Source organism: Modestobacter sp. SYSU DS0511 (genome assembly GCF_054050755.1).
Genome location: NZ_JBJGZY010000007.1, coordinates 1 through 26,520 on the forward strand (window position 1 = coordinate 1; position 26,520 = coordinate 26,520).

The 26,520-nt window shown below is 74.6% G+C and carries 30 protein-coding genes; 11 read left to right on the forward strand and 19 right to left on the reverse strand.

The window, feature by feature from the left end; translation table 11 throughout:
- Positions 1–65: 65 nt before the first annotated feature.
- The gene (locus ACI783_RS05170) at positions 66–440 is read right to left on the reverse strand and encodes a VOC family protein (protein ID WP_457139445.1); all 375 of its coding nucleotides are present in this window, start codon (positions 438–440) and stop codon (positions 66–68) included.
- Positions 441–541: 101 nt separating this feature from the next.
- Here ACI783_RS05170 and ACI783_RS05175 point away from each other — a divergent pair, with 101 nt between their 5' ends.
- Positions 542–1,132: a TetR/AcrR family transcriptional regulator gene (locus ACI783_RS05175; RefSeq protein WP_457139446.1), complete on the forward strand. Its 591-nt coding sequence runs from the start codon at positions 542–544 to the stop codon at positions 1,130–1,132.
- 58 nt (positions 1,133–1,190) lie between these two features.
- Here ACI783_RS05175 and ACI783_RS05180 read toward each other — a convergent pair whose 3' ends face one another.
- From ACI783_RS05180 to ACI783_RS05190, 3 genes are all read right to left on the reverse strand, one after another.
- Positions 1,191–1,493, reverse strand: coding sequence for a thiamine-binding protein (locus ACI783_RS05180; RefSeq protein ID WP_457139447.1), 303 nt, complete (start codon positions 1,491–1,493; stop codon positions 1,191–1,193).
- Positions 1,490–3,412 (reverse strand): 1-deoxy-D-xylulose-5-phosphate synthase, encoded by a 1,923-nt coding sequence (gene dxs, locus ACI783_RS05185; protein WP_457139448.1) that lies wholly within the window; start codon positions 3,410–3,412, stop codon positions 1,490–1,492. Before dxs ends, ACI783_RS05180 begins: the two co-directional genes overlap by 4 nt.
- A gap of 103 nt (positions 3,413–3,515) precedes the next feature.
- Entirely contained in the window at positions 3,516–3,884 is a 369-nt protein-coding gene (locus ACI783_RS05190; protein WP_457080772.1) for a hypothetical protein, read from the reverse strand.
- Positions 3,885–4,099: 215 nt separating this feature from the next.
- Between ACI783_RS05190 and ACI783_RS05195 the strand changes: the two genes are divergently transcribed.
- A complete protein-coding gene (locus tag ACI783_RS05195; RefSeq protein WP_457139449.1) occupies positions 4,100–4,480 on the forward strand; it encodes a hypothetical protein in 381 nt (126 codons plus the stop codon).
- 62 nt (positions 4,481–4,542) lie between these two features.
- Here ACI783_RS05195 and ACI783_RS05200 read toward each other — a convergent pair whose 3' ends face one another.
- Positions 4,543–5,814, reverse strand: coding sequence for a class I SAM-dependent RNA methyltransferase (locus ACI783_RS05200; RefSeq protein WP_457139549.1), 1,272 nt, complete (start codon positions 5,812–5,814; stop codon positions 4,543–4,545).
- A 43-nt stretch (positions 5,815–5,857) separates the two neighbouring features.
- Positions 5,858–7,900 carry an APC family permease gene (locus ACI783_RS05205; RefSeq protein ID WP_457139450.1) on the reverse strand — a complete coding sequence of 681 codons (2,043 nt, stop codon included), beginning with the start codon at positions 7,898–7,900 and terminating at the stop codon, positions 5,858–5,860.
- Between the two features lie 188 nt (positions 7,901–8,088).
- Between ACI783_RS05205 and ACI783_RS05210 the strand changes: the two genes are divergently transcribed.
- Complete coding sequence (locus ACI783_RS05210; protein WP_457139451.1) at positions 8,089–8,760, forward strand: potassium channel family protein; 672 nt, start codon at positions 8,089–8,091, stop codon at positions 8,758–8,760.
- Positions 8,760–9,428, forward strand: coding sequence for a potassium channel family protein (locus ACI783_RS05215; protein WP_457139452.1), 669 nt, complete (start codon positions 8,760–8,762; stop codon positions 9,426–9,428). The genes ACI783_RS05210 and ACI783_RS05215 overlap by 1 nt, the downstream gene beginning before the upstream one ends.
- Positions 9,429–9,554: 126 nt before the next feature.
- Here ACI783_RS05215 and ACI783_RS05220 read toward each other — a convergent pair whose 3' ends face one another.
- The 8 genes from ACI783_RS05220 to ACI783_RS05255 form a co-directional block, all read right to left on the reverse strand.
- Complete coding sequence (locus ACI783_RS05220; protein WP_457139453.1) at positions 9,555–10,370, reverse strand: DUF3159 domain-containing protein; 816 nt, start codon at positions 10,368–10,370, stop codon at positions 9,555–9,557.
- Positions 10,367–10,771: an OB-fold nucleic acid binding domain-containing protein gene (locus ACI783_RS05225; RefSeq protein ID WP_457080757.1), complete on the reverse strand. Its 405-nt coding sequence runs from the start codon at positions 10,769–10,771 to the stop codon at positions 10,367–10,369. The genes ACI783_RS05220 and ACI783_RS05225 overlap by 4 nt, the downstream gene beginning before the upstream one ends.
- Positions 10,768–11,256, reverse strand: a complete 489-nt coding sequence (locus ACI783_RS05230; RefSeq protein ID WP_457139454.1) for an alpha/beta hydrolase family protein — start codon at positions 11,254–11,256, stop codon at positions 10,768–10,770. The genes ACI783_RS05225 and ACI783_RS05230 overlap by 4 nt, the downstream gene beginning before the upstream one ends.
- Positions 11,253–11,567 carry an alpha/beta hydrolase family protein gene (locus tag ACI783_RS05235; protein ID WP_457139455.1) on the reverse strand — a complete coding sequence of 105 codons (315 nt, stop codon included), beginning with the start codon at positions 11,565–11,567 and terminating at the stop codon, positions 11,253–11,255. The genes ACI783_RS05230 and ACI783_RS05235 overlap by 4 nt, the downstream gene beginning before the upstream one ends.
- Positions 11,564–12,277 (reverse strand): DUF3710 domain-containing protein, encoded by a 714-nt coding sequence (locus ACI783_RS05240; protein WP_457139456.1) that lies wholly within the window; start codon positions 12,275–12,277, stop codon positions 11,564–11,566. Before ACI783_RS05240 ends, ACI783_RS05235 begins: the two co-directional genes overlap by 4 nt.
- A 1-nt stretch (position 12,278) precedes the next feature.
- Positions 12,279–12,857 carry a dUTP diphosphatase gene (gene dut, locus ACI783_RS05245; protein WP_457139457.1) on the reverse strand — a complete coding sequence of 193 codons (579 nt, stop codon included), beginning with the start codon at positions 12,855–12,857 and terminating at the stop codon, positions 12,279–12,281.
- 27 nt (positions 12,858–12,884) lie between these two features.
- A complete protein-coding gene (locus ACI783_RS05250; RefSeq protein WP_457139458.1) occupies positions 12,885–13,799 on the reverse strand; it encodes a hypothetical protein in 915 nt (304 codons plus the stop codon).
- Between the two features lie 81 nt (positions 13,800–13,880).
- Complete coding sequence (locus ACI783_RS05255; protein ID WP_457080747.1) at positions 13,881–14,180, reverse strand: DUF4193 domain-containing protein; 300 nt, start codon at positions 14,178–14,180, stop codon at positions 13,881–13,883.
- A gap of 273 nt (positions 14,181–14,453) precedes the next feature.
- Between ACI783_RS05255 and ACI783_RS05260 the strand changes: the two genes are divergently transcribed.
- Positions 14,454–15,500 carry a phosphotransferase family protein gene (locus tag ACI783_RS05260; protein WP_457139459.1) on the forward strand — a complete coding sequence of 349 codons (1,047 nt, stop codon included), beginning with the start codon at positions 14,454–14,456 and terminating at the stop codon, positions 15,498–15,500.
- A gap of 30 nt (positions 15,501–15,530) precedes the next feature.
- Complete coding sequence (locus tag ACI783_RS05265) at positions 15,531–16,073, forward strand: LytR C-terminal domain-containing protein (protein WP_457139460.1); 543 nt, start codon at positions 15,531–15,533, stop codon at positions 16,071–16,073.
- A 90-nt stretch (positions 16,074–16,163) separates the two neighbouring features.
- Here the strand turns inward: ACI783_RS05265 and ACI783_RS05270 are convergent, their stop codons facing one another.
- A complete protein-coding gene (locus ACI783_RS05270; protein WP_457139550.1) occupies positions 16,164–17,033 on the reverse strand; it encodes an inositol monophosphatase family protein in 870 nt (289 codons plus the stop codon).
- Between the two features lie 75 nt (positions 17,034–17,108).
- Between ACI783_RS05270 and ppgK the strand changes: the two genes are divergently transcribed.
- Both ppgK and ACI783_RS05280 read left to right on the forward strand, forming a co-directional pair.
- On the forward strand, positions 17,109–17,852 hold the full coding sequence (gene ppgK, locus ACI783_RS05275; protein ID WP_457139461.1) for a polyphosphate--glucose phosphotransferase: 744 nt from the start codon (positions 17,109–17,111) through the stop codon (positions 17,850–17,852).
- A 333-nt stretch (positions 17,853–18,185) separates the two neighbouring features.
- Entirely contained in the window at positions 18,186–19,496 is a 1,311-nt protein-coding gene (locus ACI783_RS05280) for an RNA polymerase sigma factor (protein WP_457139462.1), read from the forward strand.
- Positions 19,497–19,646: 150 nt separating this feature from the next.
- Here the strand turns inward: ACI783_RS05280 and ACI783_RS05285 are convergent, their stop codons facing one another.
- Positions 19,647–20,549 (reverse strand): PaaX family transcriptional regulator, encoded by a 903-nt coding sequence (locus tag ACI783_RS05285; protein WP_457139463.1) that lies wholly within the window; start codon positions 20,547–20,549, stop codon positions 19,647–19,649.
- 400 nt (positions 20,550–20,949) lie between these two features.
- On the opposite strand from ACI783_RS05285, the gene ACI783_RS05290 reads away from it, so the two are divergent.
- From ACI783_RS05290 to ACI783_RS05300, 3 genes are all read left to right on the forward strand, one after another.
- On the forward strand, positions 20,950–21,174 hold the full coding sequence (locus ACI783_RS05290; protein WP_457080732.1) for a DUF7455 domain-containing protein: 225 nt from the start codon (positions 20,950–20,952) through the stop codon (positions 21,172–21,174).
- Between the two features lie 365 nt (positions 21,175–21,539).
- The gene (locus ACI783_RS05295) at positions 21,540–23,642 is read left to right on the forward strand and encodes a VanW family protein (RefSeq protein ID WP_457139464.1); all 2,103 of its coding nucleotides are present in this window, start codon (positions 21,540–21,542) and stop codon (positions 23,640–23,642) included.
- Between the two features lie 77 nt (positions 23,643–23,719).
- On the forward strand, positions 23,720–24,769 hold the full coding sequence (locus ACI783_RS05300) for a YihY/virulence factor BrkB family protein (protein ID WP_457139465.1): 1,050 nt from the start codon (positions 23,720–23,722) through the stop codon (positions 24,767–24,769).
- Between the two features lie 70 nt (positions 24,770–24,839).
- Here ACI783_RS05300 and ACI783_RS05305 read toward each other — a convergent pair whose 3' ends face one another.
- The 3 genes from ACI783_RS05305 to ACI783_RS05315 all read right to left on the reverse strand — a co-directional run bounded on the left by ACI783_RS05305 (position 24,840) and on the right by ACI783_RS05315 (position 26,380).
- Positions 24,840–25,067 carry a DUF3039 domain-containing protein gene (locus tag ACI783_RS05305; RefSeq protein WP_457075486.1) on the reverse strand — a complete coding sequence of 76 codons (228 nt, stop codon included), beginning with the start codon at positions 25,065–25,067 and terminating at the stop codon, positions 24,840–24,842.
- 219 nt (positions 25,068–25,286) lie between these two features.
- Positions 25,287–25,631: a DUF3099 domain-containing protein gene (locus ACI783_RS05310; RefSeq protein ID WP_457139466.1), complete on the reverse strand. Its 345-nt coding sequence runs from the start codon at positions 25,629–25,631 to the stop codon at positions 25,287–25,289.
- Positions 25,632–25,789: 158 nt separating this feature from the next.
- On the reverse strand, positions 25,790–26,380 hold the full coding sequence (locus ACI783_RS05315) for an HhH-GPD-type base excision DNA repair protein (protein ID WP_457139467.1): 591 nt from the start codon (positions 26,378–26,380) through the stop codon (positions 25,790–25,792).
- Positions 26,381–26,520 lie beyond the last annotated feature (140 nt).

Genomic DNA, 26,520 nt, shown 5'->3' on the forward strand with positions numbered 1-26,520 from the left:
GTGCTCCTGGCTCAGCCCCCACCGTGAGCCAGGAGCACGCACGGTGAGCCAGGACGCCGGCCGGCTCAGCGGAACTGCGACGCGAACTCGGCGGACGGCGGGATCGGCGTGATGACGTCCACCAGCACGCCGTCGGGCGCCGCCACGATGAAGTGCCGCTGCCCGAAGGGCTCCGAACGCAGCGCCAACGCCACCGCGACTCCCCCGCCGGCGGTCAGGCGCGCGAACTCTGCGTCCACGTCGTCCACCTCCAGGTTGAGCAGCAGGCCGCTCGCGACGACACCGCGGTGCGTCTCCGGGACGGTCGGGTGGTCCGCCGCCACCAGGCCGAGTTCCCAGGTCTGACGACGGAGGCTGACGTACCAGTCGGACTCGAAGGTGGGCACGAAGCCGAGGTGCTCGACGTAGAAGCGGGCGGCAGATCCCACATCGGCGCTCATCAGCACGGGGTAGGCGCTGGTCAACACGGAACCCTCCGATACATACAGTGTGATGGTATCGAGGACGTTATACGTACACACTGCACGTACCAAGGAGGGTCATGCCCCGTCGCAGCCATGCGGAGAGCGAAGCGACCGCGGCCCGGGTCCTCGCGGTCGCCGGTGAGCTGTTCACCCGGCACGGCTACGCCGGGGTGGGCCTGGAGGCGGTGGCAGCCGAGGCCGGGGTGACTCGCGGTGCGGTCTACCACCACTACGCCGGCAAGGCGGCGCTCTTCCGCGCGGTCCTCGCCCACGTCCAGGCCGACGTCGCCGCTGCGGTGGGCACTGCCGCTGAGGCGGAGCGTGACCCCTGGGCGGCACTGGAGGCCGGGTGCCGGGCCTTCCTCACCGCCAGCGCGGCCCCTGCGGTCCGGCGGGTGATGCTCATCGACGCCCCCGCCGTCCTCGGCTGGCAGGAGTGGCGGGCCGAGGACACCGCCCACTCCGGCCGCCTGCTCGTGGAGGCGCTGTCCGCCCTGCAGGCAGCCGGGCAGCTCGGCGACCACCCGGTGCCGGCGATCGCGGCCCTGCTGTCCGGCGCGATGAACGAGGCCGCGCTGTGGGTCGCCGCGAGTCCGGATCCCCTGGCCGCCACCGCTCAGGCCTGGCCGCCGCTGCGGGAGATGCTCCGCGCGCTGCGCACCGCCTGACGGCGCCGCGCCCGGCCGGTGAGCGGCCGGCCGCCGGTCGCGGCCCCGGCGACCGGAGTCAGCGGAACTTGTGGGTCAGCGAGTCCATCGTGCGCTGCACGGAGGCGATCTTGACGTGCGACAGCCCACCGTCGGCGCCGGCCAGCATCATCGCCTCGTGCGCGGCGCGGAGGGTGTCCCAGACGACGTCCGCCGGGCCCTCCAGCGTGGTGCCCAGCGCACCGACCTCGTACCGCAGCCCGGACCCGACGATCGCGCCGATCGCCGCCTCGACGTGCGCGTGCGGGTCGTCCGGGGTTCCGGGCGGGGAGGGCGCGACCTGGATCTCGGCGATCACCCACTCGCCGCTGGGCTCGCTCACTGCTGCTGGCCCTCGACGTCGGCCACCCGGTTCTCCCCGGCGCTCCGGTCGGCGACCCGGGCCGCCCACTCGACGATCCGGCGGGCGACGTCCTGCTCGGTCAGCCCCGCGTCGGCCAGCACCTGACCGCGGCTGCCGTGGTCGAAGAAGCGCTGCGGCAGGCCCAGGCTGCGCACCGGCACGTCGCAGTCGCGGTCCTGCAGCGCCTGGCTGAGCGTCGTCCCCACGCCGCCGGCGCGGCCGCCGTCCTCGACGGTGACGACCAGCCGGTGCTCACCGGCCAGGTCGACCAGCTCGTCGGCGACCGGCAGCACCCACCGCGGATCGACGACCGTCACCTCGATGCCGTGGTCGGCCGCGCGTTCGGCGACGGCCAGGCACATCGGCACCAGCGAGCCGACGGCGACCAGCAGCACCTCCGGCGTCGCCGCCCGGCGCAGCACGTCGACCGGGCCCCGGCGCTCCAGCGCGGGCACCTCGACCGGCAGCGCACCCTTGGGGAAGCGGACGACGGTGGGCGCGTCGGCGACCTCCATCGACTCCCGCAGCGCCTCGCGCAGCGTCGGCTCGTCGCGCGGCGCGGCCAGGCGCAGGCCGGGCACGACGGAGAGGATCGACATGTCCCACATGCCGTTGTGCGAGGCGCCGTCGGATCCGGTGACCCCGGCGCGGTCGAGCACCACGGTGACCGGCTGCCGGTGCAGCGCGACGTCCATCAGCAGCTGGTCGAACGCCCGGTTGAGGAAGGTCGAGTACACGGCGACGACCGGGTGCAGCCCGGCCATCGCCAGCCCGGCGGCCGAGGTCAGCGCGTGCTGCTCGGCGATGCCGACGTCGTAGGTGCGCTCGGGGAACCGCTCGGCGAACGGCGCCAGCCCGGTCGGGTGCAGCATCGCGGCGGTGATCGCGACGACGTCGGAGCGCTCGGTGCCGATGCGCACCAGCTCGTCGGCGAAGACGTCGGTCCACTCCGGCCCCTTGGCCGCCGAGGAGAGCCCGCTGTCGGGCTCGAAGACCCCGGTGGAGTGCCAGGCGTCGACGGTGTCGGTCTCCGCCGGCGGGTAGCCGAACCCCTTGGTGGTGACCGCGTGCACGATGACCGGCCCACCGAAGGAGCGGGCGCGGCGCAGCGCGTGCTCCATCATCTCCACGTCGTGGCCGTCGACCGGGCCGACGTACTTCATGCCGAGGTCCTCGAACATGCCCTGCGGGGACAGGACGTCCTTGAGGCCCTTCTTGATCGCGTGCAGCGCGTCGTAGAGCTTGGTGCCCACCACCGGCGCCTTGTGCAGCGCCTGCCGGACGGCGGCCAGCGCCTCCTCGTAGCCCGGTCGCAGCCGCAGGCTGGCCAGCGCGTCGGCGACGCCGCCGATGGTCGGCGAGTAGGAGCGGCCGTTGTCGTTGACCACGATGACCACCGGGCGGTCCTGGGCGGCGGCGATGTTGTTCAGCGCCTCCCAGGCCATGCCACCGGTCAGCGCGCCGTCGCCGATGACCGCGGCCACCGGCCGCACCTCGCCGCGGACGGCGAAGGCCTTGGCCAGCCCGTCGGCGTAGGACAGCGAGGTGGAGGCGTGGCTGTTCTCCACCCAGTCGTGCTCGCTCTCGGCCCGGCTCGGGTAGCCGGACAGGCCGCCGCGCTGGCGCAGTTGGCCGAAGCCGTCGAGCCGCCCGGTGAGCAGCTTGTGCACGTAGGCCTGGTGCCCGGTGTCGAAGACGATCGGCTCGCGCGGGGAGTCGAACACCCGGTGCAGCGCGATGGTCAGCTCGACCGCGCCCAGGTTCGGGCCGAGGTGCCCACCGGTCTTCGCCACGCTGGCGACCAGCGCGTCGCGGATCTCGGCGGCCAGGACCGGCAGCTGGTCCGGCCGCAGCGCCCGGAGGTCGGCGGGCCCGGTCAGCGAGCTGAGCAACGACACGACGGGGCAGGGTCCTCTCGACGACGACGGCGCCCGGGAGGGCACTGCCGGTGGGATCCCAACTGTAGCCGCGAACCGGCGACCTGCCCGGTGAGCGGCGGAGCTACAGCCGCGGCACCCAGCGTTCGCCGCGCAGCGCCCCGGCGACCACCTCGACGCCCCGGGCCGCGCGGCCCAGCCGGGCGCCCTCCCGCTCGTAGGCGGTCATCGCCGCCTCCATGGCGTCGGGCGGCAGCTGGTCGGCCAGCTCGACCCGCACCGTCCGCCAGCCGGCGCGTGCGGCCTCCAGGCCGGCGGCGACGTGGTCGGCGGCGAATCGGGCGAGCAGCACCGGGTACCGGCGCAGCACCTCGTGGGCCCGGTAGTCCGGCGGGACCAGGTCGTAGAGCCAGGCGACGGCGGTCCGCTCCCAGTCGGGGGCGCCCGGCGGCGCGACCTCGTCCGGCCATCCCGGTGGCAGTGCGTCGCTCACCGGACCAGTGTGCGGCCGACCGGGCCGCAGCCCGACACCGGATCGCACGTGTGTTCGAAGTGTGACCCGGTGTCCTGGTCTCGCGGCAGGCCCACCCCCCGCCCGGCATGATCAACTCGCTCCGGCACCCCGCGAGCATCGGCACGACAGGAGCTCGGGTGGACGGCGGGACGGCTTCGGTCAGCGGCGGGTGGTCCGGCGTCGCGACGACGGTCGTGACCGTCGCCCTCGTCGTGGTGTTCCACCGACTCCGCGACCGACGGGTGCTCGCCGGCGACGCCCGCTCGGTCTTCTCCGCCCGGCTGGCTGGTGCCCACCTCGCGGGTGTCGCGGTTTTCTGGGTGGTCCAGGTGATCTCGCTGGGCTGGCTGGCGGTCACCGGCCGGACGTCGGCCAGCACGTCGGAGCCGCTGGTCGTCCTGCCCGGCCTGCTGGCCATCGCCGGCTACGTCGTCCTGGTGTTGCTGGTCTGGCGACGAGTGGGGCGGGCCGACCCCGAGCTGACGGGTCCGGTGGCCCAGTTGGGCCGGTTCATCAGGGTGGCCTACGGCTCAGCGGCGCCCGCGGCATGGCGCTGGCTCCGCGCGGACGCCTGACGAGGTCTGCGCTCTCGGGCCCTCCCGCCGACCGGAGAGCCCGAGGTCGCGGACCTCGTCGCTCAGCCCGCGGGAACCAGCAGTGCGACGCACTCCACGTGGGCGGTCATCGGGAAGGCGTCGAAGGCGCGCAGGCCCGCCAGCCGGTACCCGGCCCGGCCGAACGCGGCGACGTCCCGCGCCAGCGAGGCAGGGTCGCAGGCCACGTAGACGACCGCGCGCGGGGACGCCGCGGCGATCACCCGGCTCACCTCCGGTCCGGCACCCGCCCGCGGCGGGTCCAGCACGACGACGTCGGGACGCCCCAGGTCGCCCAGCAGCTCGGTCAGCCCGGCGGCGTCGACGTCGCCCTGCCACACCTCGGCCTGGGGCAGATCGGCCAGGTTGGCGTCGGCGGCGGCGCAGGCGGCCTCGTCGGACTCCACGCACACCACCCGCCCGCGCTCCCCCACCGCGGGCGCCAGCGCGCCACCGAAGAGACCGGCGCCGGCGTAGAGGTCCAGCACCGTCTCCTCCGGCTGCGCCGCGGCGAACTCCCGGACGGCGCCGACCAGGGCGTCGGCGGCGGCCGGGTGCACCTGCCAGAAGCCGGTGCCCTCGACCTCCCAGTCCCGCCCGCCGGCGGTGCGCTGCGCGCGGCCGGCCGGCTCCTCCGGGACGTCGGCGCCCGGGCGCAGCACCTGGCTCTCCAGCGGCCGGCCGCGGCGGTCCAGCGTCGTGGTCGTCACCACCCCGGCCGAGTCCAGCGCGACGTCCACGGCACCGGCGTCCAGCCAGCGGCGGGACAGCACCGCCTGCGCGGCGGGCTCGGCGGTGATCGGGCAGTCGTCGAGCGGGACGACGTCGTGCGAGCGGTGCCGGCGCAACCCGGGCGACCCGGTGCGGTCGACGGCGAACCGGGCCCGCGACCGCCAGCGCAGCGGCCCCCCGGGCAGCGGCTCGACCGCCACGTCGACGTCCAGCCCGGCCAGCCGGGACAGCTGCTCGCGGACGACGTCGGACTTCAGCCGGAGCTGGCCCTCGTGGCTGACGTGCTGCCAGTCGCACCCGCCGCAGCGCCCCGGCCCGCTGTACGGGCAGGGCCGCTCGACCCGGTCGGCCGCGGCCTCGATCACCTCGACGGCGTCGGCGCGGCAGAAGCCCTTCTGCCGGTCCTCGGTGACCTCGACGACGACCCGCTCGCCGGGCAGCGTGTGCCGGACGAACACCACCCGGCCCTCGTGCCGGGCCACGCAGTGCCCGCCGTGCGCGACCGGGCCCACGGTCACCTCGAAGCGGCGGCCCGTCCATCCGCCGGACGAGTCCGGCGCCTGACGCTGCCGGCCCCGCTGCAGGGGCCCGCCGCGAGCCTGCGAGTGGCGGGGGGCAGCGGGGTCCTTACCCATAGGGAGTGGGCTCGCTCTCGTCGGTCAGCCCGCGGCGCAGGTCCCCGGGCGCCGGGCCGACGCCCGCACCGGACTCACGCTCGCGGTCGATCGAGCTCTCCAGCTGCCACGGCACGCTGGTGATCATCACGCCCGGCTGGAACTGCAGCCGGGTGCGCAGCCGCAGCGCGCTCTGGTTGTGCAGCACGTTCTCCCACCAGTGGCCGACGACGTACTGCGGGACGAACACCACCACCAGCTCCCGCGGGCTGGCGCGGCGGATGTCCTTGACGAAGTCGACGACCGGCCGGGTGATCTCCCGGTAGGGCGACTCCAGCACGGTGAGGGGGACGGGGATGTCGTAGCGGTCCCAGTCGGCCTGCAGTGCCCGGGTCTCGGCGTCGTCGACGTTGACGGTGAGCGCGGTCAGCACGTCCGGACGGGTGGCCCGGGCGAACGCCAGCGCCCGCAGCGTGGGCTTGTGCACCTTGGAGACGAGCACCACCGCGTGCACCTTGCTCGGCAGCGTGCGGGCGTCGGTGTCGGGCACCAGCTGCCGGGAGACGTTCGAGTAGTGCCGGTTGATCGCCCGCATCAGCAGGAAGATGAACGGCATCACCAGGATGACCAGCCACGCCCCGTGGGTGAACTTCGTGATCACGATGATCACCAGCACGACCGAGGTCAGCGACCCGCCGATGGTGTTGATCAGCTGGGAGCGGCGCATCCGGGCCCGCTCCTGGCGGTCCTCGGTGCCCCGCAGCTCCCGGTTCCAGTGCCGCACCATCCCCCACTGCCCGATGCTGAAGCTGGTGAAGACGCCCACGATGTACATCTGGATCAGCCGGTTGGGGTCGGCGTCGAACCCGACGATGAGCAGCGCCGCGAAACCGGCCAGCAGCAGGATGCCGTTGCTGTAGACCAGCTTGTCCCCGCGGGTGTGCAGCTGGCGGGGCATGAACCGGTCCTGGGCGAGCACCGAACCCAGCAGCGGGAACCCGTTGAACGCGGTGTTGGCCGCCAGGATCAGCACCATCGCGGTGGCCGCCTGGATGTAGAAGAAGCCGACCGACGTGTCCCCGCCGAACGTCGCCGCGGCGAGCTGGGCGATGACGGTGCGCTGCGGGTCGGTCTCGCAGTCGCCCGGGAAGCCGACCAGGTCGCAGGTGTGCTCGGCGTACTTGACGTCGGCGAGCAGGGCCAGGGCCGTCACCCCGGCGAACATCGTCGCCGCGATGCCGCCCATCAGGGCCAGCGTGGTGGCGGCGTTCTTGCCCTTGGGCGGCCGGAAGGCCGGCACCCCGTTGGCGATCGCCTCCACACCGGTCAGCGCGGTGCACCCGGAGGCGAAGGCACGCAGCGCGAAGAAGATGAGCGCCAGCCCGGCCAGGTTCTCGTAGCCGGGCTCCGGGGTGATCGACCAGCCGGCGCTCTCGGCGACCACCGGGGAGTCGGTCATGAAGTCCCGGATCAGCCCGGTGACGATCATGACCATGATCCCGGCGACGAACAGGTACGTCGGGACTGCGAACGTCCGCCCCGACTCGCGCAGCCCGCGCAGGTTGGCCGCGGCCAGCAGCGCCACCAGGCCGACGGCGATGAGCACCCGGTGCTCGTTCAGCGTCGGGAACGCCGAGATGATGTTGTCGGTGCCCGCCGTCACCGACACCGCCACGGTGAGCACGTAGTCGGTGAGCAGCGCGCTGGCCACGGTGAGCCCGGCGAACTGGCCGTGGTTCTTCATCGCGACCTCGTAGTCGCCGCCACCGGAGGGGTAGGCGCGCACCACCTGCCGGTAGGACAGCACGACCACGGTGAGCAGCAGCACCACCACCACGGCCAGCCACGGGGCCAGGAAAAGGAACGCCGTCCCGGCCAGCGTGAGCACGATCAGGATCTCCTGGGTGGCGTAGGCCACGGAGGAGAGCGGGTCGCTGGCGAAGATGGGCAGCGCCAGGTGCTTGGGCAGCAGCGACTCACCGACCCGGTCGCTGCGCAACGGTCGGCCCAGGACGAGTCGCTTCGGGAGTTGTCCGAGGTCGGACAGGGATGGCACGGCGGCGATGGTACGGACGCACCGGGCCGCTGAGCGCCACCACGGGGCGACCTCACTCACACGGGCCCCCGGCGCGTCGGCAGCGGCCCTGCGCACCCACCCCGGCACTCCTGCGGGTGTAGCTTCGCCCGCTGGAGCCCGGGCACGGTGCGCTCGGGCACGAGATGTCGATCAGGCGGGGTGGGACAGTGCACGTGGTCGTGATGGGCTGCGGCCGCGTCGGGTCGGCGATCGCCCGGCGCCTGGAGACGATCGGGCACAGCGTCGCGGTCATCGACCAGGACCCGGAGGCGTTCCGCCGGCTCGGCCCGGAGTTCGGCGGCCGGCAGGTGACCGGGCTCGGCTTCGACCGGCAGACGCTGCTCGACGCCGGCATCGACTCCGCCGGCGCCTTCGCCGCGGTCAGCAGCGGCGACAACTCCAACATCATCAGCGCCCGGGTGGCCCGGGAGACCTTCGGCGTCGAGCACGTCGTGGCGCGCATCTACGACTCCAAGCGCGCGGAGGTCTACGAGCGGATGGGCATCCCGAGCGTGGCCACCGTCCCGTGGACGGTGAACCGGCTCATGCGCGAGCTGCTGTCGGTCAAGGTCACCGAGATCTGGCGCGAGCCCACCGGACAGGTGCTGCTCATGCGGGTCACCGTCACCGACAGCTGGGTGGGCCGGCGGCTCACCGAGCTGGAGGCAGCCTCCGGCGCCCGCGCCGCCTGGCTGCTCCGGTTCGGCGAGGCCCAGCTCCCCACCCCGGCCACCGTGCTGCAGACCGGCGACCACCTGGTCGTCGCCGCCACCGACGACATCACCGACCGCGTGCACGAGGCCATGAACCAGGCCCCGACCGCAGGAGGGCACCGCTGATGCGCGTCGCCATCGTGGGGGCCGGGGCCGTCGGCCGCTCCATCGCCACCGAGCTGCTCGGCAACGGGCACAGCGTGATGCTCATCGAGCGCAACGGCTCGCGGGTCAAGCCCAAGTCCGTGCCGGGCGCCGAGTGGGTGCAGGCCGACGCCTGTGAGGTCTCCTCGCTGGAGGAGGCCCAGCTGGCCACCTGCGACGTGGTCATCGCCGCCACCGGTGACGACAAGGCCAACCTGGTCGTCTCCCTGCTGGCCAAGACCGAGTTCGCGGTCAACCGCGTCGTCGCCCGGGTCAAGGACCCGCGCAACGAGTGGCTCTACACCGAGGCCTGGGGCGTCGACGTCGCCGTCTCCACCCCGCGGGTGCTCGCCGCCCTGGTCGAGGAGGCGGTCACCGTCGGCGACGTCGTCCGGCTGATGAGCTTCCGCAAGGGGGCGGCGAACCTGGTGGAGATCACGCTGGCCGAGGACACCCCCTGGGTGGGCCGGCCGCTGCGTGAGGTGCCGCTGCCCCGGGAGACCGTGCTGACCACGATCCTGCGCGGTGACCGGGTGATCACCCCGGCTCCCGACGAGCCGCTGGAGGCCGGGGACGAGCTGCTGTTCGTCACCCACGGCGACATCGAGGAGGAGCTCCAGCGGATCCTCTGCCCCGACGGCAGCTGCTGATCGGAGGTGGGAGGAGCCCGTCCTCCTCGTCCCTCGCAGGGCTCGGGCCGAGCCGCTGGGTCGAGCCCGCTGGACGAGGCCTGACCCCCACGCCTCGCGAGCTCGGCGTGGGCCCCTGAGGGGCTGTCAGGCGGGGCGCTGCTCCTGGTCGGGAGTCGACTGCGGAGCGCGGTGGCGGTGCAGACGGGCCACCACCCACAGCGTGATGACCAGCTGGACGGCGGTCACCGGCAGGCCCAGCACCACCGACGAGGTGCCCAGCCAGCCCACCTCGTCCTGCCAGTAGAAGAGGCCCTGGACCGCGGCGCGCAGCAGGAAGACCCCGCCCCACAGCACGGTCAGCCAGGAGTAGGCCCGCAGCATCCGCGGGTCGTCGCGCCAGTGCACCTCCGGAGCGGCGTCCGGCTGCCGCGCCCGGACGACCGCCTCGGCGGCGGCGTCGACGTCGACCGCGGGCACCGGGGTGCGGCGCCCGGGGAGCCGGTCGCGCAGCGAGGGCACCCGGTGGGCCGCCATCGCCCCGAGGTGGCTGGGCGCCAACCACTCGGCGACCACCCCCACCAAGGGACGGCGGAACGCCAGGGAGCCCAGCAGCACGACGCCGATCCCGACGTTGCGCACGATGCCGAGGACGAAGAAGTCGCGGGCCTCCCCGGTGCGCCAGGCGATGGCCACGGCGACGGCGACGGCGAACAGGCCGCTGATCGCCTGCTGGACGGTCTGCCGCCGGACCAACCGCAGCAGGAACACCACCAGCGCAGCGACGACCGCCGTCCAGATGCCGACCCGCAGGCCGCCGATGGCGTTGGCGACGACGAAGGCGACGGTCGGCAGCGAGGCGTCGACCATGCCGCGCCACCCGCCGAGCTGATCGAGCACCAGGTGCCGGTCGAAGGTGAACGACTCGTCGTCGGACCGGCCGGCCCCCGACGGGCGGGTCACCCGGCGCTCAGCTCGTACCAGGGGTTGTAGATGACCCGCCGCCCGTCGAACGCCGCGAAGCGGCCCCGGGCGGTCAGTCGCCGGCCGGGCTCGATCCCGGGGATCCGCCGCCGGCCGAGCCAGACGAGGGTGACCGACCCGGAGCCGTCGAACAACTCGGCCTCCAGGGTGGGCACCGTCTCCCGCGGGGTGTAGACGACCGACTTCAGCCGACCGGTGACGGTGACCACCTCACCCTTGCGGCAGTGGCTGAGCGGCTCGCAGCCGGCGGAGGCGACGTCGGACTGCAGGGCCCGGGCATCGACCTCGTGGTCGTCGGCGGTGAGCTTCTGCAGGGTGCGGGACAGCCAGCCCCGCGCTCCCGGCTGGGCGGCCGGTGCCCCGGCCCTGGTCTCGGTCACGGCTCCAGGGTAGTGCCGCGCCGGGCGGCTGTCCGGCGTGTGCTGAGCCACTCGACGGTGCGTCGCCAGGGCTCACCGGCGACGTCGATGAGCGCCATGTGGTCACCGGGCACGAGGTCGACGTCGACCCGGTCACCGGCGCGCCGGGCCGCCTCGGCGTACCGCTCGCTGTGCTCCAGCGGGACCGAGGTGTCCTCGGTGCCGTGCACGCACAGCGTCGCGGCACCGGTGGGCGGCAGCCGCATCGGGTCGGCCAGCGCGTACCGGTCGGGGACGTCGTCCGGGCCGCCGCCGAGGAGCTCCTGGGCCGCGCCGTTCCCGAGTCCGGCCGCGGCGGCGGCGGCGAGGTCGAGCACGCCGGCCTGCAGCACCGCGGTGGTCACCCGCACCCGGGGGGCGGCACCGGGCGCGCCCGGCGGCAGCGACCCGCGCCCGGCCAGCCAGGCGGCCAGGTGCCCGCCCGCCGAGTGGCCGACCACCGTCACGTCACCGAGCTCGAGGCGCCCCCGGTCGGGCAGCTCTGCCAGCGCGCGTCCACGGCCGCCGCGACGTCGGCGAGGGTGGCCGGCCAGCCACCACCGGCACCCACCCGGCGGTACTCGACCGCGACGGCCGCCCAGCCGCGCCGGGCCAGGTCGGCGGCCAGCGGGCGGGCCAGTTCGATGCCGTAGGGCGCGCGCCAGAAGCCGCCGTGCACGACCACCGCGACCGGTGCGGGGGCATCGCCGGCCGGCAGGGTGAGCTCGAGGAACTGGTCGGTGGCCGGCCCGTAGCGGTACGCCGCCGGTGCGGTCACCCGGCGGTGCCGGCCGGCGGTGCCGCCGGGCGACCCGCCTGCTGCTGGCGGGCCAGCTGCTCGGCCGCCTGCGGCGGCAGGGTGAGGGGAAGCGGGTCGCGCACCGGCATCGGCTGGCTGCCCCGGACCACCACGATCTCCCGGAACGCGCCCTCCAGGGCGGTCGCGTCGCCGTCCGGCGCCGCGGCCGGCCCGCTCAGCAGCCCGCGCAGGAACCACCGCGGGCCGTCGACGCCCAGGAACCGGGCCGCCCGCCGCTCCGGCTTGGGCGGGGCGGGCTGACCGGGCTGCGCCGCCGCGGTGGCCACCACCGTGCCGGTCAGCTCCGGACCGAACGGCCCCTCGGACTCCGCCAGCCGCCCACCCTGGCCGCTGGCGCCGCGGGCCAGCTCCGCGCGGACCTCGTCCCACAGACCGCCTGCCCGCGGCGCGGCGAACGCCGAGACCTGCAGCAGCGACTCCCCCGCCCGCAGCGTGGCAGCGACCACCTGCTGCTGCTGGTTGACCTCCACCCGCAGCTCCATGCCGGGCAGGGCCGGCAGGCGCAACGACCCGAGGTCGATCCGCGGCATCCCGTCGTCCGGGGCGTCGGCGACGTCCCACGGACCGGAGGTCTCCAGCTCGACCCGTTCGCGGACCTGCGGCTCCGGCGGGACACCGCGCTCGCGCAGGGTCCGGTCGATCCGGTTGCGCCGTCGTCCGATGGGCATGTCAGGGCCGTCCTTCCGTGGGGTCTGCGGCCAGCGCCGTGTCGTCTGCGGCCAGCGCCGTGTCGTCTGCGACCAGTGCTGTGTCGTCTGCGACCAGTGCTGTGGCGCCGCCGGTGGAGCCGTGGCCGCCGCTGCCGCGCTCGCTGTCCGGCAGCTCGGTCACCGGCACGAACCTGGCCCGCACCACCGGCTGCACGACCAGCTGGGCGACCCGGTCACCGCGGGAGAGCCGGAGCGTGGCGCCGGGATCGAGGTTCACGAGGTTCACCTTGATCTCGCCGCGGTACCCGGCGTCGATCGTGCCGGGGGCGTTGACCAGGCTCAGGCCCAGCCGGTGGGCGAGTCCGGAGCGCGGGTGCACGAACCCGGCGTACCCGGCCGGGATGGCCACCGCCACCCCGGTGCCGACGAGCGCCCGCTGGTGCGGGGCGAGCTCGATGTCTTCGGCCAGGCAGAGGTCGGCGCCCGCGTCACCCGGGAGGGCGTAGGCCGGCGCCACCGCATCGGCGGAGGTGAGGAGCACCGGGACGTCGACGGCGTCGGCGGCCGGAGCCGGACGGCCGGGAGGGAGTGCGGACACGCCGCGAGGCTAGCCGCGTGGCGCGGCTCAGGACCGGGGCGGGGGCAGCGGCGTCCGCAGGTCCGCGCGCACCCGCTCGGCGAGCACGGTGGTCGCCTTCCGGTTGCCCCGCGCAGCGAGGGTGGCGCCGACCAGCAACGGCGCCAGGGACGTGGTGCTGCGGGCCAACCGGCGGGTGAGCTGGCGGCGCAGCGCGGCCGCCCCGGCCGAGCCGATCATCCCGAACAGGCCGCCGGAGGAGGTCGTGCCGACGGCGCGCTGGGTGCTCCAGCTGGCCAGGTAGGCCGAGGCGCGCCCGCGGGCGTCACCGGCGGCCGGCCGGCCGGCGAGCTCGTGCAGCTCGCCGACCAGGACCACCTCGACGGCGGCGGTGAGCGCCGTCTGCGCGCCGAGCTCCAGCGGCACGGCGAGCATCGTCGGCGGGGCGAACCACTGGGCCGCCGCCAGCCCACCCGTGGCCGCGCCGACGGCCCCGGTCAGGCGGGCCGCCCGGGCGACCAGCGCCTCGGCGATCTCCTCGTCGGTGGCGCCGGGGTGGGCGGCGCGCAGCCGCGCCCGGTCCCGGATCGGCAACCGGGGGGCGGCGGCGTCGAGCAGGTCGCCCAGCAGCCCGCCCGGAGCCGTGGCCCCGCGCGACCGGCCGCTGCCGGCAGCGCGGTCGTCCCCGCCCCGGGCCGATCGGGCGGCGCCGGCGATGGCCGCGGCCACGTCCGACAGGACCCGGCCCGCGGCACCCGCGCCGGCCCGGTCCTGCCCCGGCGAGGAGGACGACGGGGCCGCCTCCCGGCCCAGCAGTCCGGCGACCGCGTCGGCCAGTGCCCGGGCCGCCGCGCCGAGCCCGGGGCCGACGACCTCGCCGACCAGCGGCTCCTCGGTGGCGCCGACGGGGCGGGTCGGCGGGACGTCCCGCGGCGCGCCGTTCCGGTGACCGGACTCGCTCATCGTCGTCCCCCCAGGTGAGGTGCTGGAACGGCCCCGCTGCCGGGCCCCGCCCCGAGCGTACGAGTGGCGGGGGGGCGTTCCTCAGGAGCAGTCGCGGCAGAACAGCTGGTCGCCACGGCTGGAGACCAGCCGGCTGCGGTGCTGCACGAGGAAGCAGCGGGAGCAGGTGAACTCGTCCTCCTGCTTGGGCAGCACCCGGACCGTGAGCTCCTCGTTGGAGAGGTCGGCACCGGGGAGCTCGAGGTTCTCGTTGAAGTCGGTCTCGTCGACGTCGACCGAGGACGACTGCGCCTCCGCGCGGCGGGCCTTGAGCTCCTCGAGGGAGTCCTCCCCGAGCTCGTCGGCCTCGTTGCGGCGGGGGGCGTCGTAGTCGGTGGCCATGGGGTGCCCCTTCTCTCTGTTCATCGCGGGCGTGCTGCCCGTTCGTCGCCGGCGGCGCCGTGACGCCGCCGGCCGGTGGTCCCGGTCGCCGGAGCGGCCGGGTGCCGGTCGCCGGCCGGGGCCCACGGGGTGGGACGCCAGCACTCCGGCAGGCCCCCCAACGTGGTCCGGCCCCGGTTTGTGCCCGCCCCGGCGAGGGCGACACATCGGGCGCACGGAACGACCGCCGGGCGGCCGCCCAGCACGGGGAGCGCCAGAGGCTACCCTGCGCCGATGGCGACTCCGGTGGGTGTCGATCCGACCGTCCTCGGGCCTCATCTGGCCCGGGTGCTCGGGGACGACGCGTGGCGTTCGGTGCGGGTGGAACTGATCACTGCGGGCATGTCCAACCTCACGTACGTCATCACCCCCGAGGGCGGCTCGGCCGACGACGCACTCGTGCTGCGCCGGCCCCCCACGGGCGCCGTCCTGGCGACCGCGCACGACATGGCGCGGGAGCACCGGGTGATCTCCGCGCTGGCCGGCACCCCGGTGCCGGTGCCCCGGACCGTCCACCTGGAGACCGACCCCGCCGTCCTGGGTGCGCCGTTCTACGTGATGGAGCGGGTGGTCGGCGTCCACGTGGCCACGGACCTGCCGCCCGGCTACGCCGACGAGCCCGACCGGCGCCGGGCGGTGGCCGAGGGCCTGGTCGACGTGCTGGCCGACCTGCACGCGGTCGACCCGGCCGCCGTGGGGCTGGCCGACTTCGGCCGGCCGGAGGGGTTCCTGCAGCGGCAGGTGCGCCGCTGGACCACGCAGTGGGAGGCCACCCGGGACACCGACCGCCCGGCCCTGGACGCCCTCGCCGCCGAACTGGCCGCCCGCGTGCCGGCGAGCCGACGATCCGGCATCACCCACGGCGACTACCGGCTGGACAACTGCCTGCTCGACCCGGTCGAGCCGGGCCGGGTGCGGGCGGTGCTGGACTGGGAGATGTCGACCCTGGGCGACCCGCTCACCGACCTGGGCATGCTCTTCGTCTACTGGCCGCAGGCCGGGGAGGACACGGGGCTGACCATCTCGCCGGTGACGACCCTGCCCGGGTTCCCCACCCGCCGGGAGCTGGCGCAGCGGTACGCCGCCCGCACCGGCGCCGATCTGACCGACCTGTCCTGGTACGTCGGCTTCGCCTGGTTCAAGTTCGCCGCGATCGTCGCCGGCGTGGTGGCGCGCTCGCGCGCCGGCGCGATGGCCGGCAAGGACACCACGGGTTTCGCGGAGAAGATCGGCCCCTGCGTGGAGCGGGGACGCGCCGCGCTGGCCGACGGTGCGCTCTGACGATCCCACGCGCCACTAGAGTCACGGGCCGTGAGCGAGCCGGGAGATGACAGCACGCAGCGTCCCCCCGGCACCCGGGGGCGCAGGCCCCTGCCGGCGCTCGTCTTCCTGCTGGTGCTCGCCCTCGCCGCGCTCGGCGTCTGGTGGAACGTGCTCGGGGACGAGCGGGCCCGGGACCGGGCCGAGGCGGCCGCCTGCAGCCGGGCCGAGGAGGCCCCGCCGTCCCTCGACCCGGCCACGGTGACGCTTCGGGTGCTCAACGCCACCGACCGGGGCGGGTTGGCCGGTGAGGTGTCCGGCGCGCTCGCCGCCCGTGGCTTCGTCGTCGACGAGGTCGCCAACGACGCCAGCGGCGCAGAGGTCACCGGGGTCGGTGAGCTGCGGTTCGGCTCCCGCGGCCGGGAGGCCGCCAGGTTCGTGGAGGTCCACGTACCCGGCGTGACCGACCGGCCCGACACCCGGGCCGACGCCCGGGTCGACGTGGTGCTCGGCCCGGACTTCAACGGGCTCGCCAGCCCCGAGCAGGTCACGGCGGCCCTGGCCCCCGCAGCCGACGCCGACCCCACCTGCTGACGCCGGGCGGCACCGTCCCGCCGCACGTCCGGACGCCCCGTCCGGTCAGGCCCCCGCCGCGGACTCGCGGTGGGGCACGGGGCCCCTTCGTCAGCGCCCCGCGTGCAGCCGTTCCAGCAGCTCCACCAGCTCCCCGGCGACCTGCGGGGCCGCCGCCACCGCCATCGGCTCGGCGAACGGCCGCCCGCCGGTCCCGGTGACCACCAGGCCCGCCTCCGCCGCCACCAGCGCCCCGGCAGCGTGGTCCCACGGCTTGAGGTCCAGCTCGTAGTAGGCGTCGACCCGCCCGGCGGCTGCCGCGCACAGGTCCAGCGAGGCGCAGCCGACCCGGCGGATGTCCCGCACCTCGGGCAGCAGCTCGGCCACGACGGCGCCCTGGGCGCGCCGCTGCTCGACGCGGTAACCGAACCCGGTGGCCACCAGTGCGCGGTCCAGCGAGGCCGGCCGGCTGCCGTGCAGCTGGACGGCGGCGGCACCCGGGGCGGTCAACCACGCACCCCGCCCGCGCACCGCGGTGAACAGCTCCCCGGTGGACACGTTGAGCACCACCCCCACCTCGGTCCGCCCGTCGACCTCGGCGGCGATGGAGACGGCGTAGGCCGGCAGCCCGTAGAGGAAGTTCACGGTGCCGTCGATCGGGTCGACCACCCACCGGACTCCACTCGTGCCCTCGCGGGCCGCCCCCTCCTCCCCCAGCACGCCGTCGTCGGGCCGGGCCTCGGTGAGCCGTCGGACGATCAGCGCCTCGCTGGCGGTGTCCACGGCGGTGACGACGTCGACCGGGCTGGACTTGGTGTCCACCTGGTCGGCCGCGGTGCTCCGGCCGGCCCCGACCAGGGCTGCGGCCTCCTCGGCCGTGGCGCGGGCCAGCTCGAGCAGCTCGGTGCGGAGGTCGGGCGCGCCGGCGCCGGAGGCGGACGCGCTGGTGCCGGACGGGGACGCGCTGGTGCCGGAGGTCATCACGGAGAGGGATCCTGCCCGACCCGCGTGCCCGACCCCTGTGCCGTCACCCCGGGCGGTCGTTAGCCTCCCCCCGTGCAGGGCTTCGGAGTGGACATCGGTGGCAGCGGCATCAAGGGTTGCGTGGTCGACCTGGACAAGGGCGAGCTGGTCGGTGAGCGGGTGCGGATCCCGACGCCGCAGCCGTCGCTGCCCGGGGCCGTCTGCGAGGTCGTCGGCGAGATCGTCGGTCGCTTCGACTGGGAGGGGCGCATCGGCGTCACCTATCCCGGGGTGATGAAGCACGGCGAGGCCTACACCGCCGCGAACATGGACAAGAGCTGGATCGGCACGAACCTGGCCGCGGAGCTGGAGGCCCAGATCCCCGGCACCGTGCAGACGCTCAACGACGCCGACGCCGCCGGGATCGCCGAGATGGCCTACGGCGCGGGCCGGGGCGAGCGCGGCCTGGTGCTCATGCTCACCTTCGGCACCGGCATCGGCAGCGCGCTCTTCATCGACGGACGGCTGGTGCCCAACACCGAGTTCGGGCACATCGAGGTCGACGGGGAGGACGGCGAGAAGCGCGCCTCCGCCTCCGCCCGGGAGCGGGAGGGCCTGAGCTACCCGGAGTGGGCCAAGCGGGTCGACCGGTACCTGGACGTGCTGGAGCTGAGCCTCTGGCCCGACCTGATCATCGTCGGCGGCGGGGTCAGCAAGAAGTCCGACAAGTGGGTGCCGCTGCTGTCCACCCGCACGCGGGTGGTCCCCGCCCAGCTGCTGAACGACGCCGGCATCGTGGGCGCGGCGCTCGCCGCGGAGGAGCACATCGGGCAGTGAGGCCGGCCGGACGCCGGAGGTGACCCCACCGGGGCCGGGCGCCTCCCCCAGCGGGGGGACGGCGCTGGTGGCGGCGCCTCTTCGCGGTGAGAACCGGTGGACCGGCGCCGGGGCGTCGCTACAATGGAGGAGCCCCATCACCGCCGCTGCCCCAGCCAGCAGGTCATCCCCTGTCGATCACCCGGCCAAACACCGGGCGATCCGCCGTCGGGACCTGCCGCTGGGCCGGCGTCGGGGCCGCTGCCCGCGGGCCACACGGTCCTCGAGGAACGCACCGCAGTACGGGAAGGAACCTGAGTGCCCGCCGATCAGCAGGGTCCGGAAGCAGCCGCCGTGAGCCGCCCGAGGACGGTCGCCGCGCGCTCCAGCGCCACGTCGCAGTCCACCGCCACCGTGGCCGCCGCGAAGAAGGCCCCGGCCAAGAAGGCCGCCGGCACGACCACGGCGAAGAAGGCCCCGGCGCGCAAGCCGACCATCACCCCCTCCCCCGGCAGCGGTGAGGGCACCGTGCTCACGGCCGTCGCGTCCGACGGCGCGGCCGTCGCCGTCGTCGACGCCGGCGCGGAGGGCCTCAAGCTCGACGAGACCGTCGTCACCGGCAAGGACGGTGTCGCGGTCGCCGAGCCCGAGGAGAAGGAGGCCGAGGGCGGCACCGACTTCGAGTGGGACGACGAGGAGGAGTCCGAGGCGCTGCGCCAGGCGCGCAAGGACGCCGAGCTCACCGCGTCGGCCGACTCCGTCCGCGCCTACCTCAAGCAGATCGGCAAGGTCGCCCTGCTCACCGCCGAGGAGGAGGTCGACCTCGCCAAGCGGATCGAGGCCGGTCTCTACGGGGCCGAGCGGCTGCGCCAGGTCGAGGAGGAGGGCCAGAAGCTCTCCCCGCAGATGCGCCGCGACCTCAACTGGATCGTCCGCGACGGCGAGCGCGCCAAGAACCATCTGCTGGAGGCCAACCTCCGCCTGGTGGTCTCCCTGGCCAAGCGCTACACCGGCCGCGGCATGGCGTTCCTGGACCTGATCCAGGAGGGCAACCTGGGCCTGATCCGCGCGGTCGAGAAGTTCGACTACACCAAGGGCTACAAGTTCTCCACCTACGCCACCTGGTGGATCCGCCAGGCCATCACCCGCGCCATGGCCGACCAGGCCCGCACCATCCGCATCCCGGTGCACATGGTCGAGGTCATCAACAAGCTCGGCCGCATCCAGCGCGAGCTGCTCCAGGACCTGGGCCGCGAGCCCACCCCGGAGGAGCTGGCCAAGGAGATGGACATCACCCCGGACAAGGTGCTGGAGATCCAGCAGTACGCCCGGGAGCCGATCAGCCTCGACCAGACCATCGGCGACGAGGGCGACAGCCAGCTCGGTGACTTCATCGAGGACTCCGAGGCGGTCGTCGCGGTCGACGCGGTCAGCTTCACCCTCATGCAGGACCAGCTGACCAGCGTGCTGCAGACCCTGTCGGAGCGGGAGGCCGGTGTGGTCCGGCTGCGCTTCGGCCTCACCGACGGCCAGCCGCGCACCCTCGACGAGATCGGCCAGGTCTACGGGGTCACCCGCGAGCGGATCCGGCAGATCGAGTCCAAGACGATGTCGAAGCTCCGGCACCCGAGCCGGTCGCAGGTGCTGCGCGACTACCTGGACTGAGGAAGGACCCCTCTCCACCCCACGCCTCGCACGCTCGGCGCGGGCCCCTGGAGAGGAGCCATCAAGAGTGGCCGGCAATGACTGGCCGCGCAGGGCCCCCGGGCGATCCGCTCGGGGGCCCTGCTGCGTCCCGGCCCGGGGACGGCGGCCTCAGGCGCCGCCCTCCTCCTCGGGGATCGTGTCCAGGACGGCGTCGGCGACCGAACGGGCCTCCGCGTCGAACTCCGCGTGCAGCGACCGGAACACCTGCTGCGCCCGGGCCGCCGGCCAACCCGGCGGCAGGTGCCGGGCCGGCAGCCGCGGGTCCCGGCGGATCACCTGCAGCCAGTCCGCGTCGAGGGTGAGCTGCTGGGCCAGCCCCGGCAGCCGCGGCCGGTGCTCCGGCAGCTCCCAGCGCTCGAGGAAGCCGGTGTACCGGCCCGCGATCGCCGCCAGGTCCCAGGCGTCGCGCACCATGGCGTCGACGTCGGTCGGTGGCAGCGCACTGGCGGCGAAGACCCGGATGAGCGGGGCGACCGCCGGGTCCTGGCCCACGGCCGTCAGGTCGACCCCGGACGGCGCCACCCAGAGCCCGCCCTGCAGCGGGGCGAACCCGGCCCACGCCAGCTGCGAGCGCAGCTCGTGCCGCTGGCGCTGCCAGGACTCGGGCAGCGAGAAGCCGAGCAGCACCCACGTGCCGTCCCAGTTCTCGTTCACCACGCCGGAGTGCCACACCCGCCGGCCGCCGTCGCGCAGCACCTCCTGGGAGCGACGGGTCAGCCCCAGGTAGACCTGCCGTCCTCGCCGTACCCGGGTGAGCAGGTCACCGCGGGCCATCCGGCTCAGCGTCGAGCGCGTCGCGTGCTCGGACACCCCGGCCCGCTCCAGCACCTCCAGCAGGCTCCCGGTCGCCACGAGCAGACCCCGGTCCAGGACGTGCTCGGCGAAGAACGCCAGCAGCAGCGCCTGCGGCCGCAGACCCCCGGTGACCACCTCGGTCATGCCCTCGGCCCGGCCGCCGGGCCCGGCCTCGACCATGCCGGCCATCGGATCCGCCTCGTCGGACAGCGCCACGCGCACGACCCTAGCCGGACACCGGGTGGACACCCGCCGGGCCGCTCCGGTGTGCGTCTCGCGGGCGATCCGAGCGCCTCTGACGGGTGACGGCTCGGTGTACGGCGGCACGGACCGGGTAGACGGCGTAGCGTGGGCCCCATCAGAACAGCAGCGGACCCACCGTCGGCGTGAGCCGGCGCAGCACGACCAGCACGTGAACCACCCGGACCGAGTTCCGAAACCAGTGACGTCCCCTGCTGACCCGATCACCAGCACCACCGCACCCCGTCGGTCACGTACTCATCTCATTCGGCGAGTCCGTGCACATCGGAGTGTGGATCGGGAACACGAGGGGCCATCCTGGCGCTGTGCAGGAGGCCGATCCGCAGCCGCGGGTCCGTGCGGTAGAGAGCGAGTGATGAGCCAGATGACCCAGACGCTGACGACGACCCCGCCGACCGACGACCTCGTCGTTCCCTTCCACTGCGACCGCTGTGGGGCTCTGGCCAAGGTGCGCGTGGTCCTCGGCAACGGCAGCGACCTCGTGTTCTGCGGGCACCACGCCCGTGAGTACGACAGCAAGCTCCGCGACATCGCCGTCGACATCATCGACACCGACGGCGAGGCGCGCCTCAGCAACTGAGGAGGGCCTCTATCGTCGCGCCAGCGATGAAGCCCTCACTCGACGAAGCCGCCGACTCCCCGCCCCCGCCTCGCGCGGACGGGGGGCCGGCGGCTTCGTCGTCCCCGGGACGGCCCGGCCGTCCCGATCGAGCAGGAGTACGTGTCATGCCGCAGGACCCCGCCCGAGACAGCGACACCGTGCGACTGCACCCGGACGGCACGGTGAGCAGCGGCCGCCCCACCCCGCCACCGGCCGCCGTCTCCCCGCCCCGCGCTCCGGAGGCCGCCGAGCCCACGAGGCCCACGGAGGCCTCCGGGACCACGGACCCCGCCGGCTCCGACGCCGGCGCAGCACCGGACCGCGCTGCAGCACCGGACGATGTCGTGGCGGCGCAGCCGACCGGCGAGACCGCCTCCTGGTCGGCCACCCGGCCGGTCGAGGTGCCCGCCCCGGAGGCCACCGCCGCCGGTGACGCCCCCGGCCCGGCCGACGGCACCGGCCCGTCCCACCCCACCCCCGAGGAGTCCACGGCGCTGCTGCCGGCCGACCCGGGGACCCGGGACGACGGCGACACCACCGCCGCCGCGGCCCCCACGGCCGGGCACGCCGATGGCCCCGATGGCCCCGATGGCTCCGATGACCCCGACAGCGACGGCCCCGACGGCCCGCCCGCCGACGACGCCGGCGCCGGCGCCGGCCGCCCCTGGTGGCGACGGACCGCCGTGCTGGCCCCGGCGGCAGCGGTCGTCGTGCTCGGCGCCGCCTACGGCATCGACCTCGCGGTCTCCTCGGGCGACGTGCCCCGGAACACCGTGGTCGGCGGCGTGGACCTCGGTGGGCTGGACCCGGCGGCTGCCTCGATCCGGCTGGAGGACGAGCTGGCGCCCCGCGTGGCCGCCGACCACCCAGTGCGCGCCGGTGACGTCGAGGGCGTCGTGCACCCCCCGGCCGCCGGGATCACCCTCGACGTGCCGGCCACCGTGGACGCCGCCGACGACCAGCCGCTCAACCCCTGGACACGGCTGACCTCGCTGTTCGCCGACCGCACCGTCACCCCGGTGCTCACCGGCGACGAGACCGCGCTCACCGCCCAGGTCGACCAGCTGGCCGCCACCGTCGACCAGCCTCCGATCGAGGCGACCGTGGCCATCGAGGGCACCGAAGCCCAGGTGGTCCAGGCCGAGGACGGACGCCGCCTGGACCGCGAGGGCGCCGCCGAGGCGATCACCGACGCCCTGGCCAGTGGAGGCGATCCGAGCCAGGTCATCGAGCTGCCCGTCGACGTCGACCCGGCGACGGTGCCCGTCAGCGAGGCCGAGCGGGTGCTGGAGGAGACGGTCACCCCCGCCCTGTCGGCCCCGGTGCGGGTCGTGGGCGCCGACGGTGCCGACTCCGCGGAGGTCCCGGTACCGGCGATCGCCGCGTCGCTGACCTTCACCCCACAGGAGGACGGCACCCTCGACGTCGCCATCGACCCGGATGCGCTGCAGGCGCAGATGGGCGAGCAGTTCGCCGTCTTCGGTTCCCCCGCGCAGGACGCCCGCTTCGAGGTGACCGGTGGCTCGATCGCCGTCGTCCCGTCGGTCGACGGCGAGGGCATCAACCCCGCCGACCTGGCCGAGCAGCTGATGCCGGTGCTCGCCCAGCCGGCTCCCCGCGAGGTCACCGCCGTCCTGGGCCCGGTGCCGGCGGCGTTCACCACCGAGCAGGCGGAGGCGCTGGGCATCAAGGAGGAGGTCAGCTCCTTCACCACGAACTTCACCAGCGCGGCCAGCGGCACCAACATCCGCGTGGTCGCCGCCGAGGTGGACGGCGCGCTGGTGCGCCCCGGGGAGACGTTCAGCCTGAACGGCTACACCGGCCCCCGCGGCACGGCGCAGGGGTACGTACCGGCCGCGGTGATCAGCGGCGGCGAGATCTCCCAGGCGGTCGGTGGCGGGATCAGCCAGTTCGCCACCACGATGTTCAACGCCGTCTTCTTCGCCGGCCTCGAGGACGTCTACCACAAGCCGCACAGCTTCTACATCAGCCGCTACCCCGCCGGCCGGGAGGCGACGGTGTACGAGGGGCAGATCGACCTCAAGTGGCGCAACGACACCGACACCGGCATCTACGTGCAGACCGAGTGGGTGCCCGGGTCGATCACGGTGACCTTCTGGGGCACCAAGCGTTACGACATCGAGTCGATCAGCAGCGAACGCCGCAACCTCCGGGCCCCGGCGGTGCAGGAGAAGATCGATGACGGCAACTGCACCCCGCAGTCCGGCTCGACCGGCTTCGACATCACCGTGACCCGGGTGTTCCAGGACCTGAACACCGGCGCCGAGCTCCGGCGGGAGGCCTTCGAGACCCGCTACGCCGCCGAGGCGGTCATCCGGTGCGTCCCGCCGCCGGCCGAGCCGGCAGCGGGCGAGACCGCTGCGGGCGAGACGGCAGCGGGCGAGACGGCCGCTCCCGGCACGCCGACGGCGACGCCGGGCGGCTGACGCCTCCTCCCCCGCGCAGAGGTGGCCGGTCCGGTGGACCGGGCACGCGGCGACGGGGAGCCGTGCACACTGAGCGGGTGGCCGCCGCTGTTCCGCACTCCTCCGTGGAGCAGCCGACCCCGGACCGGAACCCGGTGGATCCGGCACCCGCGGGTGCCACCCGCGGGTGGCGCACCCGCGTGGCCGGCTGGCCGGCCCCGATCCGGGTGCCGCTGCACGTGCTCGGTCGGACGCTGGCCAAGGCCTGGCAGGACCGCATCCTCGGGCTGTCCGCCGAGGCCGCGTTCTGGCAGATCCTGTCGGTCCCCCCGCTGCTCATCGGGCTGCTCGGGTCGCTGGGCTACCTCAGCTCGTGGATCGGCACCGACGCGGTCGAGCAGATCGAGGCCGAACTGGTCGCCGCGTCCGCGGAGGCGCTCACCGAGGGTGTCGTGGCCGACCTGGTCCAGCCGACGCTCAACGACATCCTCAACTCGGGGCGGCTGGACGTCGTGAGCCTGGGCTTCCTGGTCTCGCTGTGGGCCGGCTCCTCCGCCACGGCGACGTTCATGAACACGATCGTCATCGCCTACGACCAGCGGGACGTCCGGGGCCCCATCCGGACCCGCCTCATGGCCCTGTGGCTGTTCGTCATCGGCCTGGTCATCGCCGTGCTGACGCTGCCGCTGCTGGTGCTCGGGCGCGGGACCCTGGTGGCCCTGCTGCCGACCGACTGGCAGGACACCGCCACACTGCTCGTCGACGCCGTGTACTGGCCGGTCGTGGTGATCGGGCTGGTCCTGGCGCTCACGAGCTTCTACCACGTGATCCTGCCCCGACGGATCCCCTGGCACCGGCACCTGCCCGGCGGGCTGTTCGCCGTCGGCTTCTTCATCGCCGCGGCGGTGGTGCTCCGCGGCTACGTGGCCGACATCCTCACCACGGCACTGCCCTACGGGGCGCTGGCGGCGCCGATCGCGGCGCTGCTGTACTGCTTCCTGCTGGGCTTCTCCATGCTGCTGGGCGCTGAGCTCAACGCCACGGTCGAGTCCCGCTGGCCGGCGCCGCGCAAGCGCCACGAGGACCGCCGGCAGCGCCGTCGTGCCGCCAAGATCGAGCTGGAGGCCCACAAGCTCGGCCTGCGCTGATCGGCCCCGTGCCCGGCCCCGTCCAGAGGCTCACCCCGAGCTCGCGAGCGGTGAGGAGGACGGGGGGCCTTCACTTCTTCAGCTGGTTGTAGACCTCCTGGCAGGCCGGGCAGACCGGGCTGCCCGGCTTCGGGCTCTTCGTCACCGGGAAGACCTCGCCGCACAGCGCCTCGACCATGGTGCCCATGACCGCGCTCTCGGCGATCTGGTTCTTCTTCACGTAGTGGAAGACCTCGTTGGCGTTGCCGGTGTCGGCGTCGCGGACGTCCGGGCGCTCGAGGATGTCGGCGCTGCTCATGGGCTGCTCCCTCAGTTCTCGGGTTCGGGCCGGGATCCGGCCGTCACGGGGCGCCACCATGATGACAGGCCGCCCCACGCCGCACCGGATCTCCGCCGGTCCTCTCCCCCGGAGGTGGACGACGCCCCCGCCCGCCGGGGTGCTGGCCGCCGGGCACGTGGCCGGGGGCGCCCGGAGACCGGGCCGCCGTGGTGGTGGCCGGACCCGGAGCCCGCCGGCTCACATGTCGATGACGTGGGCCTTGCTGCTGCCGGACTCCAGGATCCGGTCCGGCGGGGAGGGCCGGTAGCGGTTCGGGTCGAGCTTCTTCTTCGGCGGGCGGTCGTTGGCCATGACCACCGCGATCCACGGCAGGATCGTGCCGAGGACCGCGAAACCGATCATCAGCCACAGCGAGTACTGGTAGCTGACCGCTGCGGCGATGACGCTGAGGCAGCGGATGCCCATCGTGATGAGGTAGCGCCGCACGCGGGCGTCGTGCTGTTCGGAGAGGCTGGGTGCAGCCTCGGTGATGAGCAGCGGCTCACTGCGCTGCTGTCGGCTGGTCGGCTGGCTGGAGGCCACGGACGCCCTTCCTGGACCGGGCCGGGGGAAGGGCGGCGGTGGTCGGCTGTGGGTCGCGCTGGGTGGAACGACCGGCCCCCGGAGCCCCCGGCTCCTCACCCGCCCATCGTGCCACCCGATCGCGCGCCATGCAGGTGGCGGAGCACGAGCCCGGCCGGTCAGCCCCGGGCGGCCTTCGCCTCCTTGGCGGCCTGCTTCACCGACTGCTTGTGGGCGCGCACCTCGGCCAGCGAGGCCGGGTCGGTGATGTCGGCGACCGAGCGGCGCGAACCCTCCGCGCCGTACTCCCCCGCCGCCTCCCGCCAGCCCGGCGGCGTGACGCCGTACTGCTTGCCGAGGAGCGCGACGAAGATCTTCGCCTTCTGGGCGCCGAAGCCCGGCAGCTCCCCGACCCGCCGGAGCAGCGTCGCGCCGTCCGGGGCGTCGGCCCACAGCCGCTCGGCCCGACCGTCGTAGCGGTCGACCAGCAGCTGGCACAGCGCCTGGGCGCGAGCCGCCATCGAGCCCGGGTACCGGTGCACCGCGGGCGGCCCCTGGAACGCCTGCGCCAGGTGCTCCGGGTCGGCGGAGGCGATCGCCGTGGCGTCGAGGGTCTCCACCCCGAGCCGGTCGGCCAGGAGGCGGGGGCCGGCGAACGCGCGCTCCATCGGGAACTGCTGGTCCAGGAGCATCCCGAGGAGGAGCGCGAGCGGGTCGCGTCCGAGCAGGTCGTCGGCGGCGTCGTCCTGGGTGAGGCGGAGGGTCGGCACACGGAGATGGTGCCGCAGAGCGGCCCTACCGCACTCACCCCGCGTCCCGACGCAGAGTTGCTGTGCGGCCAGGGACAGCCGCTGGTCGGGACACCTCGTGTGAGCGGAGCAGAACAGCCGAAGCGACTGGTCTGGGGAGG